The sequence below is a fragment of the Kluyvera sp. CRP genome, from assembly GCF_019930565.1.
In the GTDB taxonomy this organism is placed as follows: domain Bacteria; phylum Pseudomonadota; class Gammaproteobacteria; order Enterobacterales; family Enterobacteriaceae; genus Kluyvera; species Kluyvera georgiana_A.
The window spans coordinates 4,546,231-4,561,596 of sequence record NZ_CP082841.1 but is presented as its reverse complement, the minus strand read 5'-3'; the positions used below and the strand labels follow the sequence as shown (position 1 = coordinate 4,561,596).

General features: G+C 57.2%; 11 protein-coding genes. 6 read left to right on the top strand and 5 right to left on the bottom strand.

Features of this window, described 5'->3' with window-relative positions:
- The first annotated feature begins 219 nt into the window (after nucleotides 1-219).
- The 3 genes from fruB to fruA are packed head-to-tail and all read left to right on the top strand — an operon-like array spanning nucleotide 220 to nucleotide 3,995.
- A complete protein-coding gene (gene fruB, locus K7B04_RS21660) occupies nucleotides 220-1,350 on the top strand; it encodes a fused PTS fructose transporter subunit IIA/HPr protein (protein ID WP_163447597.1) in 1,131 nt (376 codons plus the stop codon).
- Nucleotides 1,351-2,289: a 1-phosphofructokinase gene (gene fruK, locus K7B04_RS21655; RefSeq protein WP_223803005.1), complete on the top strand. Its 939-nt coding sequence runs from the start codon at nucleotides 1,351-1,353 to the stop codon at nucleotides 2,287-2,289. It abuts the gene before it with no gap.
- Between the two features lie 17 nt (nucleotides 2,290-2,306).
- The gene (gene fruA / locus K7B04_RS21650; protein WP_167575420.1) at nucleotides 2,307-3,995 is read left to right on the top strand and encodes a PTS fructose transporter subunit IIBC; all 1,689 of its coding nucleotides are present in this window, start codon (nucleotides 2,307-2,309) and stop codon (nucleotides 3,993-3,995) included.
- A 116-nt stretch (nucleotides 3,996-4,111) separates the two neighbouring features.
- Here the strand turns inward: fruA and nfo are convergent, their stop codons facing one another.
- Together nfo and K7B04_RS21640 are read right to left on the bottom strand one after the other, a co-directional pair.
- Nucleotides 4,112-4,969 carry a deoxyribonuclease IV gene (gene nfo, locus K7B04_RS21645; RefSeq protein WP_223803004.1) on the bottom strand — a complete coding sequence of 286 codons (858 nt, stop codon included), beginning with the start codon at nucleotides 4,967-4,969 and terminating at the stop codon, nucleotides 4,112-4,114.
- Nucleotides 4,970-5,040: 71 nt separating this feature from the next.
- The gene (locus K7B04_RS21640; protein WP_223803003.1) at nucleotides 5,041-6,093 is read right to left on the bottom strand and encodes a YeiH family protein; all 1,053 of its coding nucleotides are present in this window, start codon (nucleotides 6,091-6,093) and stop codon (nucleotides 5,041-5,043) included.
- Between the two features lie 118 nt (nucleotides 6,094-6,211).
- Between K7B04_RS21640 and yieE the strand changes: the two genes are divergently transcribed.
- The 3 genes from yieE (at nucleotide 6,212) to cirA (ending at nucleotide 10,946) form a co-directional block, all read left to right on the top strand.
- Nucleotides 6,212-7,078, top strand: a complete 867-nt coding sequence (yieE, locus tag K7B04_RS21635) for a DNA-binding transcriptional regulator YeiE (RefSeq protein WP_223803002.1) — start codon at nucleotides 6,212-6,214, stop codon at nucleotides 7,076-7,078.
- 134 nt (nucleotides 7,079-7,212) lie between these two features.
- The gene (locus K7B04_RS21630; protein WP_163447602.1) at nucleotides 7,213-8,682 is read left to right on the top strand and encodes an amino acid permease; all 1,470 of its coding nucleotides are present in this window, start codon (nucleotides 7,213-7,215) and stop codon (nucleotides 8,680-8,682) included.
- Between the two features lie 296 nt (nucleotides 8,683-8,978).
- Complete coding sequence (gene cirA, locus K7B04_RS21625) at nucleotides 8,979-10,946, top strand: catecholate siderophore receptor CirA (protein WP_223803001.1); 1,968 nt, start codon at nucleotides 8,979-8,981, stop codon at nucleotides 10,944-10,946.
- A gap of 93 nt (nucleotides 10,947-11,039) precedes the next feature.
- Here the strand turns inward: cirA and K7B04_RS21620 are convergent, their stop codons facing one another.
- Genes K7B04_RS21620 through K7B04_RS21610 form a run of 3 tightly spaced genes read right to left on the bottom strand, consistent with a single transcriptional unit; the run spans nucleotide 11,040 to nucleotide 15,330 of the window.
- The gene (locus tag K7B04_RS21620) at nucleotides 11,040-12,233 is read right to left on the bottom strand and encodes a glycoside hydrolase family 88 protein (protein WP_223803000.1); all 1,194 of its coding nucleotides are present in this window, start codon (nucleotides 12,231-12,233) and stop codon (nucleotides 11,040-11,042) included.
- A gap of 18 nt (nucleotides 12,234-12,251) precedes the next feature.
- On the bottom strand, nucleotides 12,252-13,517 hold the full coding sequence (locus tag K7B04_RS21615; RefSeq protein WP_064544102.1) for an oligosaccharide MFS transporter: 1,266 nt from the start codon (nucleotides 13,515-13,517) through the stop codon (nucleotides 12,252-12,254).
- Nucleotides 13,518-13,548: 31 nt separating this feature from the next.
- Complete coding sequence (locus tag K7B04_RS21610; protein WP_223802999.1) at nucleotides 13,549-15,330, bottom strand: DUF2264 domain-containing protein; 1,782 nt, start codon at nucleotides 15,328-15,330, stop codon at nucleotides 13,549-13,551.
- Nucleotides 15,331-15,366 lie beyond the last annotated feature (36 nt).

Sequence of the window (15,366 nt, the reverse complement as noted above, 5' to 3'; positions counted from 1 at the left end):
GAGCGTCATCCCGCTTCAGCAAATGTGGCAATAATGCTAACGAAATGTGCTGTGGATCTAATTTATGCGATCAATTTGCCAGCAAAACTTGCAGGCTGATTAAGAAAGGCACAGAATTATTGAAACGTTTCAGCGTCGTCTTCCGCAGTAACTCAGGCAGGTACGGCGATTTTTTCTCACAAAAGCTGAATCGATTCAATTCAGCGAGCGAGGGGAACCATGTTCCAGTTAACTGTTCAGGATATCCATCCCGGCCAGCAGGCCGCAAATAAAGAAGAGGCTATTCGCCAGGTTGCCGCTGCGCTGGTTAGCGCGGGTAACGTTGCGGAAGGCTACGTCGCCGGCATGCTGGCGCGTGAGCAACAAACCTCCACATTCTTAGGTAACGGCATTGCGATTCCGCACGGTACTACCGATACCCGCGATCAGGTGCTGAAAACCGGCGTTCAGGTTTACCAGTTTCCGCAGGGCGTAACCTGGGGTGAAGGGCAGACCGCCTATGTCGCTATTGGTATTGCCGCCAGCTCCGATGAGCATCTTGGCCTGCTGCGTCAGCTGACGCACGTGCTGAGCGATGACGAGGTAGCTGAACAGCTGAAGACCGCCACCACCGCGGAAGAACTTCGCGCCTTGTTGATGGGCGAAAAACAGAGCGAAGCGCTGAAGCTGGACAACGATATGCTGTCTCTGGACGTTGCCGCCAGCGATCTGGTGACGCTGCAGGCGCTGAACGCCGCGCGGCTGAAAGAAGCCGGTGCTGCGGATGCGAACTTCGTGGCGAAAGTGATCAACGAGCAGCCGCTGAATCTGGGGCAGGGCATCTGGCTGAGCGACAGTGCGGAAGGCAACCTGCGCAGCGCTATCGCGGTAAGCCGCGCGGCCACTCCGTTTGCTGTAGGCGAGGAGACGGCTTCCGTGCTGCTCACCGTGGCGATGGCCGATACGCAGCCGACCGCGGTGCTGAACCGCCTGGTCAACCTGCTGCTCGACAACAAAGCTGAACGTCTGCTGAAAGCTGATGCCGCCACGCTGCTGGCATTGCTGACCAGCGATGATGCAGCGGCTGATGATGTGCTGAGCGAAGAGTTCGTGGTGCGTAACGAACACGGTCTGCACGCTCGACCGGGCACCATGCTGGTAAATACCATTAAACAGTTTAACAGTGACATCACCGTCACCAACCTCGACGGCAGCGGTAAACCGGCTAACGGTCGCAGCCTGATGAAGGTGGTCGCGTTGGGTGTCAAAAAAGGTCATCGTCTGCGCTTTACCGCCCAGGGTGATGATGCTCGCCAGGCGCTGGACGCCATTGGCGAAGCCATTGCTTCAGGCCTTGGGGAGGGCGCATAAATGAGCAGAAGAGTAGCCACAATTACCTTAAACCCGGCCTATGATTTGGTAGGGTTCACGCCAGAAATCGAACGCGGCGAAGTTAACCTGGTGCGTACCACCGGGCTGCACGCGGCGGGTAAAGGCATCAACGTGGCAAAAGTGCTGAAAGATCTCGGCATCGATGTGACCGTTGGCGGCTTCCTGGGGAAAGACAACCAGGACGGTTTTCAGCAGCTGTTCAGCGAGCTGGGTATTGCCAACCGTTTTCAGGTGGTGCAGGGCCGCACGCGCATTAACGTTAAGCTGACCGAAAAAGACGGCGAAGTTACTGATTTTAACTTCTCCGGTTTCGAAGTCACTCCGGCGGACTGGGAGCGTTTTGTCAACGATTCCCTGAGCTGGCTGGGCCAGTTCGACATGGTGTGCGTCAGCGGCAGCTTGCCTGCCGGCGTCAGCCCGGAAGCGTTCACCGACTGGATGACCCGTCTGCGCAGCCAGTGCCCTTGCATTATTTTCGACAGCAGCCGCGAAGCGCTGGTTGCGGGTTTGAAAGCCGCACCGTGGCTGGTGAAACCGAACCGCCGCGAGCTGGAAATCTGGGCAGGCCGTAAGCTGCCTGAAATGAAAGACGTGATCGATGCCGCCCACGCGCTGCGTGAGCAGGGTATCGCCCACGTGGTGATTTCGCTGGGCGCGGAAGGCGCGCTGTGGGTGAATGCCTCCGGCGAATGGATTGCCAAGCCGCCGTCAGTGGAAGTCGTGAGCACCGTAGGGGCAGGGGATTCGATGGTTGGCGGTCTGATTTATGGCCTGCTGATGCGCGAGTCCAGCGATCATACCCTGCGTCTTGCCACCGCCGTTGCGGCGTTAGCAGTAAGCCAGAGCAACGTCGGTATTACCGACCGTACCCAGTTGGCCGCGATGATGGCGCGTGTCGACCTGAAACCTTTTAACTAACAGCAGGGGAGAGGCGTATGAAAACGCTGCTGATTATCGATGCCAAACTCGGACAGGCTCGTGCTTATATGGCGAAGACCCTGCTGGGCGCGGCGGCGCAGAAAGCGCGCCTGGAGTTAATTGATAACCCAAACGATGCCGAACTGGCCATCGTGCTGGGTTCCACGCTGCCAGCCGATACTGCGCTGGTAGGCAAACAGGTTTATCTTGGCGATATCAATCGCGCGGTTTCTCATCCGGAACTGTTCCTGAGCGAAGCCAAATCGCACGCGCTGCCCTATGAAGCTCCGGCGCAGGCCGAGCCGACGGCAACCGGCGCGGTGAAGCGTATTGTCGCGGTGACCGCATGCCCAACCGGCGTTGCGCACACCTTTATGGCGGCGGAAGCGATTGAAACCGAGGCCAAAAAGCGCGGCCTGTGGGTGAAAGTAGAAACCCGCGGTTCCGTGGGCGCTGGCAATGCCATCACGCCGGAAGAAGTTGAACAGGCTGACCTGGTTATCGTCGCGGCGGATATCGAAGTGGATCTGGCGAAATTTGCCGGTAAGCCGATGTATCGCACCACGACCGGTCTGGCGCTGAAGAAAACCGCGCAGGAGCTGGACAAAGCGATGGTTGAGGCCAAGCCTTACCAGCCTGCTGGCCAGAGCAAATCGCCTGCCGATGCGGCGAAAAAAGAGAGTGGCGGCGGGGCGTATCGTCACCTGCTGACCGGCGTTTCCTACATGCTGCCGATGGTGGTGGCGGGCGGTCTGTGTATCGCGCTGTCCTTCGCGTTTGGTATTAAAGCCTTTGAAGTCAAAGGTACGCTGGCCGCGGCGCTGATGCAGATCGGCGGTGGTTCAGCCTTTGCCCTGATGGTACCGGTGCTGGCAGGCTTTATTGCCTTCTCCATCGCTGACCGTCCGGGTCTGACGCCGGGTCTTATCGGCGGTATGCTGGCGGTGAGCGGCGGTTCCGGCTTTATCGGCGGTATCATTGCCGGTTTCCTGGCCGGTTACGTGGCGAAACTTATCAGTACTAAGCTGAAGCTGCCGCCGAGCATGGAAGCGCTGAAGCCGATTCTGATCATCCCGCTGGTCTCCAGCCTGATTGTCGGTCTGGCCATGATCTACCTGATCGGTACGCCGGTTGCGGCGCTGCTGAACTGGCTGACCCACTGGTTGCAAACCATGGGCACCGCTAACGCAGTCCTGCTGGGCGCTATCCTTGGGGCGATGATGTGTACCGATATGGGTGGTCCGGTGAACAAAGCGGCATACGCGTTTGGCGTGGGTCTGCTGTCTACCCAAACCTATGCGCCGATGGCGGCGATTATGGCTGCCGGTATGGTGCCACCGCTGGCGATGGGTATCGCGACGCTGGTTGCGCGTAACAAGTTCGACAAAGGTCAACGTGAAGGCGGTAAAGCGGCGCTGGTGCTGGGGCTGTGCTTTATCTCTGAAGGGGCGATTCCGTTCGCTGCCCGTGACCCGATGCGCGTTCTGCCATGCTGTATCGTTGGCGGCGCGGTAACCGGCGCTATCTCGATGGCGGTAGGCGCGAAGCTGATGGCACCGCATGGTGGTCTGTTTGTTCTGCTGATTCCTGGCGCTATCACGCCGGTGCTGGGCTACCTGATTGCGATTGTCGCGGGTACGCTGGTGGCAGGCCTCTCTTACGCGGTGCTGAAGCGCCCGGAAGGTGAAGTTGCGGTAAAAGCGTAAGCGTTCAGTGAATGTGAAAAAGGGCCGATTTATTCGGCCCTTTTTTTACGCCTGATGGCGGCTACGCTTTATCATGCCTACCCGAATCAGTAGGCCCGGTAAGCGCCACCGGGCAATCAAGCCGCAGCAGACTCAGTCTGCTGCGCTTTCAGCCACGCAATTTCTTCCGCCCAGATATCCGGATTAATGGTTTCCAGCACCAGCGGGATACCGTCAAAACGCTCATCCTGCATGATAAAGCGGAACGCGTCGTGGCCGATGTTACCTTCGCCCAGACTATGGTGGCGGTCAACGCGGCTGCCGAACTCGCTTTTGGCGTCGTTCAGGTGCATACCGCGCAGGTACTGGAAGCCGACAATACGTTCAAATTCCGCGAAGGTGTCTGCACAGGCTTCTTTGGTGCGCAGGTCGTAGCCGGCGGCAAAAGCGTGGCAGGTATCAATGCATACGCCGACGCGCGACTTGTCTTCTACGCCGTCAATGATCGCTGCCAGATGCTCAAACTTAAAGCCAAGGTTGCTACCCTGACCGGCGGTATTCTCGATCACCGCCGTCACGCCTTCGGTTTGCGCCAGCGCGATGTTGATGGATTCGGCAATCCGCGCCAGACATTTGTCTTCATCAATCTGCAACAGGTGGCTGCCCGGATGGAAGTTCAGCAACGTCAGTCCCAGTTGCTGACAGCGCGTCAGCTCGTCGATAAAGGCTTCCCGGGATTTCTCCAGCGCTTCTTCAACCGGATGGCCGAGGTTAATCAGGTAGCTGTCGTGCGGCAGAATTTGCGCCGGGGTGTAGTGGTACTTTTCACAGGCGGCTTTGAAGTCGTCGATAATCTCGGTGGTCAACGGCGCGGCGCGCCACTGACGCTGATTTTTGGTGAACAGGGCGAAAGCGGTCGCTTCGATTTCTGCGGCCCGAATTGCGGCGTTGGCCAGACCGCCTGCGGCGCTGACGTGCGCTCCGATGTATTTCATAAAAAGTAAACCCGCCATACTCAAATTGGGAGAGTGAGTATAGCGGGTTCAGGGGGGTTAGTCGTTGTCGATTATGCCATCAGGTAATGAATCGCGTAGTTAATCGCACCGCCGCCAACAATCAGCCAGATGAACAGCACCAGCGCCATCATCAGCGGTTTCGCACCGGCTTTTTTCAGTGCGCTAACGTGAGTGGTCACACCCAGCGCTGCCATGGCCATCGCCAGCAGGATGGTGTCCAGCGTAATCAGCATTTGCACAACGCTGTTGGGCAGCAGATGGAACGAGTTAAAGATAGTGACCACGATGAACATGATGGCAAACCATGGGATCGTGATTTTACTTTTCTGCGACGCGCCTGCCGGAGCCAGCTGTTTTACACGCGCTGCCATAAACAGCAGGAACGGAGCCAGCATCATCACGCGCAGCATTTTGGCAATCACCGCCGCGTTTTCGGTTTCCGGCGTCACCGCATGACCGGCTGCCACTACCTGCGCGACTTCGTGCATGGTCGAACCGATGTAAATGCCGTAGGTTTCAGGGGTAAACCAGTGCGCCAGCAGCGGGTACATGGCCGGGTAGATAAAGATAGCCAGCGTCCCGAAAATCACCACCGTTGCGACCGCGACGGTCACTTTGCTGGCTTCGGCTTTAACAACAGGCTCGGTTGCCAGTACCGCCGCAGCACCACAGATGCTGCTACCGGCGCCAATCAGCCAACTGGTGTGTTTGTCCAGACCGAACACTTTCTGCCCGAGCCAGCAGCCCATCATAAAGGTACTGCACAACGTCAGGGCGTCGATAACAATTCCGCTCACGCCCACGTCAGCAATCTGGGCGAAGGTCAGACGAAAACCGTAAAGAATGATGCCCAGACGCAGTAAATGCTGTTTAGCGAACAGCACGCCGCCGTCGCACGACTGCCAGAGTTTCGGGTAAATCGTGTTACCAATCACCATCCCAAACAGGATGGCCAGCGTCAGTGCGCTCATGCCGACGCCTGCCACGGCCGGGATATTGCCGATCCAGACTGCCGCGCCGGTAATCACGGCGCTCAGTGCGAGCCCAGGGATAAAATGTTTGATACCGCGATGATGATGCGTTTCTAAGGTGACTTGTGTCATAACCTTCTCCTTTGTCTGGCTAAAAGGTTACGCTCGGCTGGCTTAAAGGTAAAATTGATTATATATTTATAATTAATCGTAATAACTGGTAAGGGCGGCTCTTGCGGGCTGAAAACATATGCATATCACGCTGCGGCAGTTAGAAGTTTTTGCGGAAGTGCTGAAAAGCGGTTCGACGACTCAGGCTTCGCAGATGTTGGCGCTGTCGCAGTCGGCGGTCAGCGCGGCGCTCACTGACCTTGAGGGGCAGCTCGGCGTTCAACTCTTCGACCGCGTCGGCAAGCGGCTGGTGGTCAATGAGCACGGACGGCTGCTGTACCCGCGCGCGCTGGCGTTGCTGGAGCAGGCGGGCGAAATTGAACAGCTGTTCCGTGAAGATAACGGCGCCATCCGCGTGTATGCGAGCAGTACTATCGGCAACTATATTTTGCCGGAGATTATCGCGCGCTATCGCAAAGATTTTCCTTCGTTGCCGCTGGAGCTGAGCGTGGGCAACAGCCAGGATGTGATTAACGCCGTGGCCGATTTCCGCGTCGATATTGGCCTGATTGAGGGGCCGTGCCATTCGGCGGATATCATTGCCGAACCGTGGCTGGAGGATGAGCTGGTGGTGTTCTCCGCGCCAGACAGCGCCTGGTTGCAGGGTGAGGTCACGCTGGAAAAGCTGGCGATGGTGCCGTGGATCCTGCGTGAGAAAGGCTCTGGAACGCGTGAAATCGTTGATTATTTACTGCTTTCACATCTGCCGCAGTTCCAGATGGGAATGGAGTTGGGTAACTCAGAGGCCATCAAACACGCCGTGCGCCATGATTTGGGCGTCAGTTGCCTGTCGCGGCGGGTGATTGCCGAGCAGCTCGAGGCCGGTACGCTGAAGGAGGTGACCATCCCGCTACCGAAGCTGAGCCGCACGCTGTGGCGCATCCATCATCGGCAAAAGCATCTTTCTAATGCTCTGAAGCGCTTTTTGCGCTACTGCGATATCTAAAACCGCCAGTGGATGCTTTACTTATAATAAGAGACCAATCATGAAGGTCTCTTATAACTGCGCATTTCTACCGTGATATAGCGGAATCGTCTGCTACAATCGCGCCTCATTTTTTGGATGGATAGCATTTTCACATGGGTTCCGAAACGAAAACCACACAAGCGCCCGCGTTACGTCGCGAACTCAAGGCGCGTCACCTGACGATGATCGCCATTGGCGGTTCTATCGGTACGGGTCTGTTTGTTGCGTCCGGCGCAACCATTTCTCAGGCGGGCCCGGGCGGCGCGCTGTTTTCCTATATTCTGATTGGCCTGATGGTCTACTTCCTGATGACCAGTCTGGGCGAGCTGGCGGCTTATATGCCGGTATCCGGCTCTTTCGCCACCTACGGTCAGAACTATGTGGAAGAGGGCTTCGGCTTCGCGCTGGGCTGGAACTACTGGTACAACTGGGCGGTGACCATCGCCGTTGACCTCGTGGCCGCACAGCTGGTGATGAGCTGGTGGTTCCCGGACACGCCGGGCTGGATCTGGAGCGCGCTGTTCTTGTGCGTTATCTTCCTGCTGAACTACATCTCTGTGAAGGGATTCGGCGAAGCGGAATACTGGTTCTCGCTGATCAAAGTGGCGACCGTGATTATCTTCATCGTCGTTGGCATTATGATGATCCTCGGTATCTTCAAGGGCGCGCAGCCGGTCGGCTGGAGCAACTGGACAACCGGTGACGCGCCGTTTGCTGGCGGCCTGTCGGCGATGATCGGCGTGGCAATGATTGTCGGTTTCTCTTTCCAGGGCACCGAGCTGATTGGTATCGCGGCGGGTGAATCTGAAGATCCGGAGAAGAATATCCCGCGCGCTGTGCGTCAGGTGTTCTGGCGTATCCTGCTGTTCTATGTGTTCGCGATCCTGATCATCAGCCTGATTATTCCGTACACCGATCCAAGCCTGCTGCGTAACGACGTGAAGGATATCTCCGTCAGCCCGTTCACTCTGGTGTTCGAGCACGCGGGTCTGCTCTCTGCGGCGGCGATTATGAACGCCGTTATCCTGACGGCGGTACTGTCGGCGGGTAACTCCGGCATGTACGCCTCTACCCGTATGCTGTACACCCTGGCCTGCGATGGCAAAGCGCCGCGCATCTTCTCGAAGCTCTCCCGTGGCGGCGTGCCGCGTAACGCGCTGTATGCTACTACCGTGATTGCCGGTCTGTGCTTCCTGACCTCAATGTTCGGCAACCAGACCGTGTACCTGTGGCTGCTGAACACCTCCGGGATGACCGGCTTTATCGCCTGGCTGGGGATTGCGATTAGCCATTATCGCTTCCGCCGTGGGTACGTTATGCAGGGTCACGATATTAACAACCTGCCGTACCGCTCCGGGTTCTTCCCGCTGGGGCCGATCTTCGCCTTCGTGCTGTGCCTGATTATCACGCTGGGCCAGAACTACGAAGCGTTCCTCGCCGATACCATCGACTGGGGCGGCGTCGCGGCGACCTATATCGGTATCCCGCTGTTCCTGGTTATCTGGTTCGGCTACAAGCTGACCCGTGGTACGCACTTCGTTCGCTATAGCGAAATGCACTTCCCGGAACGCTTTAAGAAATAACGCGTCGGGTTCCCGGTGATAACAAAAACCTCTCTTCGGAGAGGTTTTTTTATGCGCGGCATTTTTGTTACGTCTTGACATAACTTTAAATAATCTTAATTGATAATTATTATCATTACTTTTATCATCCATGCCCATACAAATGGATGAAGCCACTTCCTTATCCCGGTGAAGCTGATGCCGGAGGGACCAGCCACATCTGCATAAAAAACAGGCCGCCAGTGAGCGGTATCAAGCAGCATTTGTGAGTAAGATCCTTTTGTTTTAATTCAGTATTCACCTCATGGAGAAAGGAAATGTTTAGGTTAAACCCCATCGTTCGGGGCGGACTGTGCGCGTCCGTAATGTCCCTGGCGCTGCCCGCAGCGGCCGCAGATAATGATGAAGTGCTGGTCGTGACGGCGGCGGCTACCGAACAAAGCGTAAAGGATGCCCCCGCGAGCATCAGCGTCATTACCCAGGAAGACTTGCAGCGCAAGCCGGTGCAGAACCTGAAAGATGTGCTGAAAGAAGTGCCGGGCGTCCAGCTCACCAACGAGGGGGATAACCGTCAGGGCGTCAGCATTCGCGGTCTGGACAGCAGCTACACCCTGATTCTCATCGACGGTAAACGCGTTAACTCGCGAAACGCCGTTTTCCGCCACAACGACTTCGACCTGAACTGGATCCCGGTTGACGCCATCGAACGTATCGAAGTGGTGCGCGGCCCAATGTCTTCCCTCTACGGTTCTGATGCGCTGGGCGGCGTGGTGAATATCATCACCAAAAAAATCGGCGCGAAATGGACCGGTTCCGTCACTGCCGATACCACCATTCAGGAACATCGCGATCGCGGCGATACCTGGAACGGCCAGTTCTTCACCTCCGGCCCGCTGGTGGACGGCGTGCTGGGCATGAAGGCGTTTGGGAGCCTGTCGAAGCGCGAGAAGGATAGTCCGCAGAGTTCGACGACCAGTACCACCGGCGAATCACCGCGCATCGAGGGTTACACCAGCCGCGACGGTAACGTGGAGTTTGCCTGGACGCCGAATGAAAATAACGACATCACCGCCGGTTACGGTTTCGACCGACAGGACCGTGATTCCGATTCTCTCGACCGTAACCGTTTGGAGCGCCAGAACTACTCGCTGAGCCACAACGGACGCTGGGATTTAGGTAACAGCGAACTGAAGTATTACGGCGAAAAGGTGGTCAACAAGAATCCGGGCAATAGCAGTAATATCACTTCGCAAAGTAACACCATCGACGGCAAATACGTGCTGCCGCTGGGGGCGATTAATCAACTGGTGACCTTTGGCGGCGAATGGCGTCACGATAAGCTGAGCGATCCGGTCAACCTGACCGGCGGTTCCAGCAGCGAAACCTCCGCCAGCCAGTATGCGCTATTCCTCGAAGACGAGTGGCGCATCTTCGAACCGCTGGCGCTGACCACCGGGATCCGTATGGACGATCACCAGACCTATGGCGATCACTGGAGCCCGCGTGCGTATCTGGTGTATAGCGCCACCGATACGCTAACGGTGAAAGGGGGGTGGGCAACCGCGTTTAAAGCGCCATCGCTGCTTCAGCTTAGCCCGGACTGGAGTTCCAACTCGTGCCGCGGCGGCTGTCGTATTGTCGGTAGCCCGGACCTGAAACCGGAAACCAGCGAAAGCTTTGAAATCGGTCTTTATTACCAGGGGGAAGAGGGCTGGCTGGAAGGCGTGCAGGGCAGCGTAACCACCTTCCAGAACGATATTGACGATATGATTAACGTGAGTCGTACGCGCGATCGCAACGCCGCGCCGGGCTATCCGAACTTTGTCGGCTTTGACAATGGCGTGCCGGTATTCTCCTACTATAACGTCAATAAAGCGCGTATTCGCGGCGTGGAAACCGAGCTGAAGGTGCCGTTTGGCGATGAGTGGAAGGTGACGCTGAACTACACCTATAACGACGGTCGCGATCTGAGCAACGGCGAGGATAAACCGCTACAGGAACTGCCGTTCCATACCGCGAATGGGCGTCTGGACTGGACGCCGGTGCAGGACTGGTCGTTCTACCTGGCGGCACGCTATAACGGCAAGCAGCGCGCGGTGAGCGAAACCTCCAAAACGCCGGGCGGTTACACCACCTGGGATCTCGGCGGGGCGTGGCAGGCAACCAAGGACATCAAGCTGCGCGCGGGCGTGCTGAACCTCGGGGATAAAGATCTGTCGCGCGACGACTACAGCTATAACGAAGATGGCCGCCGCTACTTTATGGCAGTGGATTACCGCTTCTAACCAGTGATGATGGTCGTGCCGGGTTTTACCCTGCGCGACCATATTGCGCGCTCGCGTAGGCCCGATAAGCGTAGCGCCATCGGGCAACCTCTCTTACCAGTAGCTACGCCAGTTCTGTACCGCCCGCGTGATCGCTTCCATCAGGAAGTAATCCCCCCAGCTACAGCACTCGTTCACCCCAATTCCACCTTTGAAGTAGTACACCGAATGCTTCAGCAGCCCCTGGCCCGGCGTATGTTCACGATTCACATAACCGTCGATCATATTGCCGATCATGCGTAGCGCCAGCGTTTCGTAGCTCTCCTTATCCGGATGCGTGGCCGGGAGATGTTTTACTAATTCCAGCAGCGCGCAGGCGACAATGGCAGCTGCTGAACTGTCGCGTTCGCTGGTGGGGTCGGTGAGCGCCAGATCCCAATAGCAGATGAGATCGTCTGGCAGACGATTCAGGTAATAGTTCGCCAGCGTCTGGCTGAGTTCCAGCAGGCGTTCGTCGCCGGTATACAGGTAGTTCAGCAGGAAGCCATAAACGCCCCATGCCTGGCCGCGCGCCCAGCAGGAGTCGTCGGAGAAGCCCTGATGGGTGTTGCCAAAACGCGGCGCGCCGGTCTCAACGTCCATATACCAGGTGTGGAAGGTCGAACCATCTTCACGCACGATATAGCGACGCGCGCGCTCAATATGCTGCTTTGCCGCCTCGGCGTAGCGCGGGTCGCCGCTCGCGCGGCTGGCCTCGTACAGCAGCGGCAGATTCATATTACAGTCGATGATCATACGCCCTTGCTGTTCGGGGTTGTTCAGCTCGCCCCAGGCCTGGATGATCCCGGCTTTTTCGTTATAGCGTTCCATCAGCGCTTCGGCAGCGAGCAGGGCGATATAGCCTGCTTCGCGGTTGCCGGTCAGGCGCTGGCCCGCCACGCATGACAGGCTGTAGAGGAAGCCCAGATCGTGGTGGTTAGTATGATCGCGATTGATAATCCGCTGGCCGAACGAATGAATATGCTGCTCCGCCAGCGTGCGATAGCGCGCCTGCCCGGTCCATTCATAGGCCAGCCACAGCTGGCCGGTCCAGAAGCTGGTGGTCCACTCAATATTGTCGATGATGGGATAGATCCCTTTCTCGCAGGCCGCATCCGGAAAACGCTGACCAAAGTAGTCCGCGTTACTCTCAATTGCTTTCAGCAGGTCGGGCATTATCCCGCGAATTTTACGGCCAAGTGCTTCACGTTCGCCCGGCTGGAGCGGTTGGCAGGCGAGCGGTTCTTTGCTGATCGTTTCAGACGTCATGCTGTCATATTCCCGTTTTTAATTAATCGCTTCGTGTTTGATTTCCTGGCCTACAGCGTTCTTCTTGTGGCTGTAGCAGGCAGAGAGAGTGAGGGCGGATACGCCGGTAAAGACCAGGGCGATGATGCCCATAATCAGATAGGTATGTTCAAAACCAATGGTCTGATAGGCGTAACCCGCAGGCGGCGCGACCACGATAGAGCCGACGTAAATCATCGCCTGGTAGCCCAGCAGGTACATGGTGGCGTTAACGCGTTTGTCGAAATGCTCGGCGATATACTTAAACACCGACACCAGAATCAGCGCGATTTCAATGCCGTATAGCGGTTTCACCAGGCAGATAATCAGCGGGTCGCTGGTCAGGCCGGAGATAATCAAGCGCAGGCTGATCACCAACCCGGTGAGCAGCATCCCCTGCTTCGCACCGATACGATTGATAATGGCGGGCACCAGCATCATGCCGAAGAACTCGGCGGCGGACTGGGCGGTGCTCATATAACCGAACATGGCGTTACCTTCTTCTTTGGTGGCAAAGAAGGTGACGAAGTAACGGGAGAACTGCTGCTCGGCGATAAACATCATCCACGCCACGCCGGCAATATAGAGCGCAAACATCCAGAATTTGCGGTTCGCCAGCAGGTGCAGCACGTCGGTAATCACAATCTTATCTTTCGACAGGACGTTGTTTTCCTCCTGGCCGAAATGGTCGACCTTGAGCGTCAGCAGCACGGCGAACATACACAGCGCCGAGACGCTGCTGATGGCAAAGTTGATTTTAGGCGAGATGTTATAGAGGAAGCCGGAGAACGACGAGGCGGTGGCCCAGCCCAGCGCCGCCCACATGCGGATGCGGCCAAACTCCATGTTGTAGAGGCGGCTGAAGCGGTCAACATAGGATTCTTCCGCCGCGACGCCGGCATACCAGCCGAGGCTAAAGAACAGCGCGCCGACGATCATGCCGCTGATAAAGTGGCTTTGCAGCAGCGGCAGATAGATCCAAATATAGAAGGGAGCCATCAGCGCCGAGACAATACAGACAAAATAGAGCAGGTGCTTCTTCATGCCGATTTTGTCCATGATGTAGCCGTACACCGGCTTAATCACTACGGCGAATACGCCATTCACCGCAAACACGGTGCCAATATCGACAGCGTCCAGCCCGGCTTTGTCGCCAAGCCAGATGGCGTACAGGCCAAAGCTTGCCGCCCAGGTAAAGGTGAAGAGGAAAACAAAGAGACTTAACTTGATATACGCCGAACGAGTCGACTGAATTGTGGTTGTCATTACGGTCTCCGCCGTGATTCAGAGGTCAGGTTTATACCAGCGTGAGCGGGTTACCGTTCACGGTTAACTGTCGTGTAGCAGGGTCAAACTCCAGCCCCTCCGGCAGCGGTCGCGTGGTGCCCAGGTCGGCGCTAACGTAGCAGGCCAACCAGTGGGTACCGGCGCTCAGCGACGCGGACAGGCAGGGAATATCGGCTGGGGCGGCGTACAGCACATTGCTGTTTGGCGGCGTGGTGACGATGAGCGTTTGGCGGTCACCGCAAAGATTGACCACCTGGCTGTAATCATCTGCCGTTTGCACAGTGACGGCATCGGCAAGCTGTTCGAGCCGCATCTGGCGGTGGCGGTTGGCGGCAAATCCCCCTTCGACGCAGTTCAGCGCCCGCGGTGTGTTCACGCGGTGAATGCGGATGTGGCCGCTTTCCAGCGGGATGAGCCAACTGGTGACTTCGACGTCGTGCCACGGACGCCACTCGCTGCGTACCCAATGTGGGGTCACTTGCGAACGCTCGCACTCGCGGCGGCCGCGATAGTAGTCATCCCCCGTGCTGAACAGCAGCATGGAATCGACGGCGGCGTGATTCAGCCCATAACGCCCGCGCTCCAGGGTGAAGCCGAACTGGCTGGAATAGGCAAATTTGCAGTATTTTTGTTCAAAGTTGACAAAGTTGTTCTTGTCGAACTGACCGGACATCAGCATCCAGGCGTGGCGGTTTTCACTGCTGTGGACGATGATTTGCCCGGCTTCGGGAATCGGGTGGATCGTCTCCAGCGCGGGCAGCGGTTCACACTCGGCCTGCCAGAAGGCGCTCTCTTCCGGTAATGCCAGAATCAGCATTGCCTTCAGCGCCCAGTACGGTGAACCGGGGCTATTGTAGTCTTCGGCCATAATCAGGTTCGGGTAGGCATAGCCGATCGTAAATAGCCCATCTGCGTCGATAAACGGCTGCGTCTGCCAGTGCTCCAGATTGCGCAAAATCAACCCTTTGACCACGCCAGGCGTGAAGACGTCCAGCCCGGTAAAGGCCACGGCGCTCCAGAAGGCGACCTGCACAAAGCGATAGGTCAGGCTACGGCCAAACGGAATGCTCGCGCCGTCGGCGGTGAAGTAATAGCGATAATCCTGGGCAAACTGCTGGGCACGCTGGCGATAGCGCAGGCAGCGCTCCGGGTCGATATCCTGCATAAAATGGCTGTAGATCAGGCCATAGAAATGGAAGGCGCTGGAGATGTAGTAATCACGCGGTTTACCTTTACCGTCGCAGTACCAGCCGTTGCCCAGCCAGAAGGGTTCGATGGCGTCGAGATGCCGGTGGATCACCGCCATGTCATATTCACGGCCAACGCATTTCAGACCCAGTTGAATCAGCACCGGGAAAAAGTGCCAGTTATTGTCCGGCACGGCGACATCCGCGCTTTGGCTGAGCCAGCGCACGAGGTTATCCTGTTCCGCGGCGGACAGCGCCTGCCACAGTCCGTTGTTCGGTAGCGCCAGCCCGAGGCCAAATGCGGCCATCTCAACGCAGCGCTGATCGTTATCGCCGACATCCCCCCAGTAGCCGGGATGCTGCGGGTTACAGCCGTTGCGCACGCCGGTGATGAATTTATCGTGCCACTCCGGCGTTGTGCCGCCGCTAACCAGTGGAAACAGCCCCCACAGCAGACGAATAAAACCTTCCATCCCGGCCACCTCGTCCGGGTATTGTGCAGCGGTGTTTCCTGCGTGAAGGCGCGTGCAATCGGCCGACAGATGAGGAACGGCTGCCGTAATCCAACGTGTTAATTGTGCACTGTATTCTTGTTTCGTCCGCATGATGAAATCCCGTTTCATATCGTTGATGGCGGACGA

Excerpts from the sequence above, each read along its gene's own strand:
- fruB (WP_163447597.1), top strand. The coding sequence starts at position 220 with ATGTTCCAGTTAACTGTTCAGGATATCCATCCCGGCCAGCAGGCCGCA.
- fruK (WP_223803005.1), top strand. The coding sequence starts at position 1,351 with ATGAGCAGAAGAGTAGCCACAATTACCTTAAACCCGGCCTATGATTTG.
- fruA (WP_167575420.1), top strand. The coding sequence starts at position 2,307 with ATGAAAACGCTGCTGATTATCGATGCCAAACTCGGACAGGCTCGTGCT.
- nfo (WP_223803004.1), bottom strand. The coding sequence starts at position 4,969 with ATGAAATACATCGGAGCGCACGTCAGCGCCGCAGGCGGTCTGGCCAAC.
- K7B04_RS21640 (WP_223803003.1), bottom strand. The coding sequence starts at position 6,093 with ATGACACAAGTCACCTTAGAAACGCATCATCATCGCGGTATCAAACAT.
- yieE (WP_223803002.1), top strand. The coding sequence starts at position 6,212 with ATGCATATCACGCTGCGGCAGTTAGAAGTTTTTGCGGAAGTGCTGAAA.
- K7B04_RS21630 (WP_163447602.1), top strand. The coding sequence starts at position 7,213 with ATGGGTTCCGAAACGAAAACCACACAAGCGCCCGCGTTACGTCGCGAA.
- cirA (WP_223803001.1), top strand. The coding sequence starts at position 8,979 with ATGTTTAGGTTAAACCCCATCGTTCGGGGCGGACTGTGCGCGTCCGTA.
- K7B04_RS21620 (WP_223803000.1), bottom strand. The coding sequence starts at position 12,233 with ATGACGTCTGAAACGATCAGCAAAGAACCGCTCGCCTGCCAACCGCTC.
- K7B04_RS21615 (WP_064544102.1), bottom strand. The coding sequence starts at position 13,517 with ATGACAACCACAATTCAGTCGACTCGTTCGGCGTATATCAAGTTAAGT.
- K7B04_RS21610 (WP_223802999.1), bottom strand. The coding sequence starts at position 15,330 with ATGCGGACGAAACAAGAATACAGTGCACAATTAACACGTTGGATTACG.